The 4,386-nt window shown below is 28.0% G+C and carries 3 protein-coding genes; all 3 read left to right on the top strand.

Features of this window, described 5'->3' with window-relative positions; all coding sequences use genetic code 4:
* Nucleotides 1-264: 264 nt before the first annotated feature.
* The 3 genes from C4B24_RS04450 (at nt 265) to C4B24_RS04460 (ending at nt 4,161) form a co-directional block, all read left to right on the top strand.
* Entirely contained in the window at nt 265-846 is a 582-nt protein-coding gene (locus C4B24_RS04450; RefSeq protein WP_131599574.1) for a hypothetical protein, read from the top strand.
* A 782-nt stretch (nt 847-1,628) separates the two neighbouring features.
* Nucleotides 1,629-3,839: a hypothetical protein gene (locus C4B24_RS04455; protein WP_131599575.1), complete on the top strand. Its 2,211-nt coding sequence runs from the start codon at nt 1,629-1,631 to the stop codon at nt 3,837-3,839.
* A complete protein-coding gene (locus C4B24_RS04460) occupies nt 3,826-4,161 on the top strand; it encodes a hypothetical protein (RefSeq protein WP_131599576.1) in 336 nt (111 codons plus the stop codon). Before C4B24_RS04455 ends, C4B24_RS04460 begins: the two co-directional genes overlap by 14 nt.
* Nucleotides 4,162-4,386: the final 225 nt, after the last annotated feature.

A 4,386-nucleotide genomic window follows, 5' to 3' on the forward strand; every position in this document is an offset into this window, starting at 1 on the left:
AAAACTCGAACTCATTTCAAGTCCGAATCTTTAATATACAATTTTTGTATAATTTATTTATAACTGTAAAAGTGTTGCACTTTAAATTACAATGAAGAACTTACATGTTGTAAGTTTTTTTCAATCAATATCATTCCTCCCCGGCAAATTATGCTTTTTGCATAAGTGCAGATAAGGTAAAGGTGGAGCTCGTGATGGTACGTATAAAAATTATATAAAAATTTATTTTCTCCTTAATACACCATCATTTTATATAATTATTAAATGATACACACCTTTAAACTAAAGAAAGAAATTGAAAACCAATATAAGGAACTTGAAACATTCAGAGAAAACCTAGAAAAGACAACTAATGAAACAATTCAAAGAAATCGACTATCAGAGATGTCAATAGGAATAAGCGATTATGATGAAGTAACAACTAATTGAAATGCCAAAAATATTATGGCGCAAATACAAATCCGCGATATTATGCAAGACCAAATACTATCTAGGTGAGGTCAATTGGCAGAAAAATCAATTGGATACATATCTTCTATTTTAGTAAATAATAAAAGTGAAAAGGGCGCAAAAGACATCAAAAAATTCATTTATTCATACTCAGGAAAAACTCCAAAGGAGCGAGATGCAATTTCATTATGATATGAATGGAGGTGTTGCAGCACTCACGGAGATGAGCTTTCTGATAAAAACGGAGTCATTAGTAAATATCCTGAAATTCAAGAGAACAGTATATTAACTTGATTTGAAAACATTCTAATCCCTATTTTTGAAAAAATAGAAGCTGAATATCCCGGCCAAAATAAATCTTTTGTGAATTTCGATAACATCCCTGATTTTTATTAAACTTTACTCCGTTATGGTTTGAATGTAATCTTATTCTTCAAAAAACTATATGTAAGTAAAATTAACAAATAATTAGAATCATTATTCGTTTTTACCTTTTTATTCTCCCTTTTCCACATAAATAAAACTTACATTCAAATTTAAAAATGCCCCACAAAATAAAAATGAGTTGCAATTATAAAGAGTTAGACAAAATCTCAAAACACGCACAACTAATGTGCGTTTTATTAACCGAGGCACAATTTGCACAAAGAAATAATTCCTGGTTGGGAATTATTTCTTTTGCTTTTTTAATTAGATTCTCATGTAATAGATCATCTAAGTAAAAAATAGTAAGTGTTTTTCGAGCTACATTCATAATTCTATAGTCAAGCTGATGCTTATAAAGGCTTGGGGCCTTTTTGCACAATACAAGTAATACATGACCAGCTTCTTTACCTTGTACACTGATAGAGGTTCTAAAAGAAATGTTTAATGAAGGTATATCAATTTTCTTTATAACATCCTTATAGTATGTTATTGGTAAAATTGATTTACCTTCATATTGATTAGAGAAGCTTTTTATACCTTCTCTAAGGGAGTTTATGTCTTTGAATGATTAACAAATTAATACAATATAACTAAGAACACGCTAAAAATGATCTGCATGATTATTTTATGCATTTTTAAAATAAAGAATTTATTTCTTGATATAAAGTATAGTTTAGTTTCAATTCAATAAATATTTGTTCCCACATTGGGTGTGGATATGCTATATTTTAAATAATTAGAATGGAGATAAAATGGAATGGAAAAAATTTGACTTACACCACCATACATCAAATGATTTGGATGGAGCTAGGCGCAAAGGTTTGGAGGATTATGGGGGTATTGTGGATGAGTTTGTTAGTGGCGGCGGCTCTTTACTAGCTATAACTAATCATGATTTTATAGATGTTGCAGAAGTTGAGAAATATGAGAAATACATCGAGAAATCAAACTATGATGTTAATGTTTTATATGGTGTGGAAGTGTCATTTGAATTAAAAGAAAAAACTGAAACCAAAACCAAAAAAACCGGACACATTATTTTTATTTTTGATGGAACTAAAGAACAATGTGATGATCTTAATAGCGGTGTTTTTAAAAATGTAAATGTTTATAAAAAAAATTCACCAATAAATGAAGGTTTGCAAAAAATGCTTATTGAAATTAAAAAGAAAAAAATACCTTTTTATGCAATTCCCCACTTTCATAAGGGGTCTGAGAATATAGAATACGAAACTATGAAAGACGATTTTTACGAAAGTATCATTTCATTTGATTTGTTGGAAAGTAAATTTGATACTGATAATAATAGGAAATCGGTTGAGCGTGCGATTGATTATATTGAAAAGCGGACTGGATTGGAAAAGGGTAAGATTTTTGGGACAGATGCCCATGATTTTGATGAATTTAAAAACAATTTTGAGAAAAAGGTTCCGTGAGTATATGCTGAAAATAATTTCTATGGAATCAGCCAAATAATAAGATTTAATAAAACAAGGGTTGGATATGGAGATAAACCAACGTCAATAGAAAACTATATTAAAAGTTTTGAAATCGACGGACAAAAGATTAATTTTGAAAGGGGTCTTAATACGATAATAGGTAGAAGAGGAACTGGCAAATCCTTCTTAATGAATTCACTAAAAGAAGCTATTGAAAATAATAGTAATAGCTTAAAATTCAACGGTTCCAAAATTTTGTCTAGCGATATTTTGTATATGAAACAAAATCAACTTACCGAAAACATTACTGAAGTTTTAAAAGTTGCATATGAAGAGAAAGCGAATGAGTTAAATTTGGTTCAAGAAACGGGTTTGGATGATGTTAAAATATCTAACTCACCAACCAAAAAATTAATTAATGAATTATTGACTATAGTATCAGGAGGGTTATCGAGTGCCAAAAAGGTAGTTGAAGAAGGTATAGAAACCAAAAAATTTGAAAATTTAATGAAACTTAAATCAAGTATCTATGATTCACTCCCGAAAGATAAAATACATTTGAAAATTAAAAATGATTTAACATTTTTTCAAGGGATAGACCAACAATCAATCTCTCCTTGATTAGTTAAAAAATTATTAGAGATAAATAATGAATTAATTTTATTGTCATCATCAAATTTTGTAAAGCAAATAGAAAATAACGACAAAATTAAGCACTTAATCCATTCAATAAAATTGGATAATTTAAAAACTGCAAGTGATACAATATCATCGAAATTTGAATCGTTTTCTGGAAAAGCATTGGAGAAATGAAACAAAATTAGAAACAACTTTAACGCAATTGAAGGTGAATTTTTAAAAATCTCCCAAATTTACAAAGAATTTTCAGAAGAACAAGTTATGAAGAGTTTGGAAACAAAAGAATCTATTTTAACAAAGCAAACAGTTAAGATTGATACTAATAAAATAACACTTCAACATTTTATTGATGAAGTTATCTTAACTAAATATACAAAAAATCAAAAATATAAACCAGGGTGTTTGACTTGACTTGATTTTCTACAACTCGAACCAAGGTACAAGAAAAAGAATATCGATGATTTATTTTTAATAAATTTCAAACATTTTATTGGTGATGTTAATATCGATGATTTATCGATAGGTGAAAAACACCAAAGATTACTGGAAGAAATTTTACTTGATGATAAAGATATTATATTCTTAGATCAACCCGACGACGATTTAGATGCAATGACGATACAAGAACAAATTGTGGAAAAACTTTCTAAATGAAATGTATCCAAACAAATAATTGTAGTATCTCATGATCCTAAAATTGTCATTAATTCAGATTCAAAACAAATAATATTGGCTAATTTTAAGGGCGATAAAGAATTTGGGGAACAAAATTATAAAAACATAGATTTTCACGATATAAAAGACAATGTATATAAAATATTAGATGCAAAAAAACAATATCCTTATATAAGGTTTAAAGAATATGGAGGTTATGATGGTAATTAACAAAACAAAATATAACGCAATGCTTTCTAAGGAACGAGAGGTAATTATTGACTTTCTTAATTTTATTATTAAAAATAAAAACGAGGAATCTATTCTCCAAAAAATCACCTTTGATAGTGACTTAGATTCTGAAGAAAGAGAGGCCCTTGAAATATTTATCAAAAAAATATTTGAAGAATTCTCAAAAAGCACAGTAGAAAAAATAAATTTTTCAGATGATATTAATGACGCTGAACAATTGCAAAAGTACATAGAAGAAAACTCAAATGAAAAACCTCAAGAAAACTTGAAGGTAAAGTCCAAAGAAGAAATTTTATATTAATAAAAATAAAAAGGAATAAAGTTTTCGGGTTTTAATCTAAAACACGCACAACTAATGTGTGTTTTATTAACCAAGGCACAATTTGCAAAAAAGAAATAATTCCTGGTTGGGAATTATTTCTTTTGCTTTTTTAATTAGATTCTCATGTAATAGATCATCTAAGTAAAAAATAGCAAGTGTTTTTCTTGCTCTCAAAAGAGCTACATTCATAATTCTATAGTCAAG

It is taken from the genome of Mycoplasma marinum, from assembly GCF_004335975.1.
Classification (GTDB): domain Bacteria; phylum Bacillota_I; class Bacilli_A; order Mycoplasmatales; family Metamycoplasmataceae; genus Mycoplasma_K; species Mycoplasma_K marinum.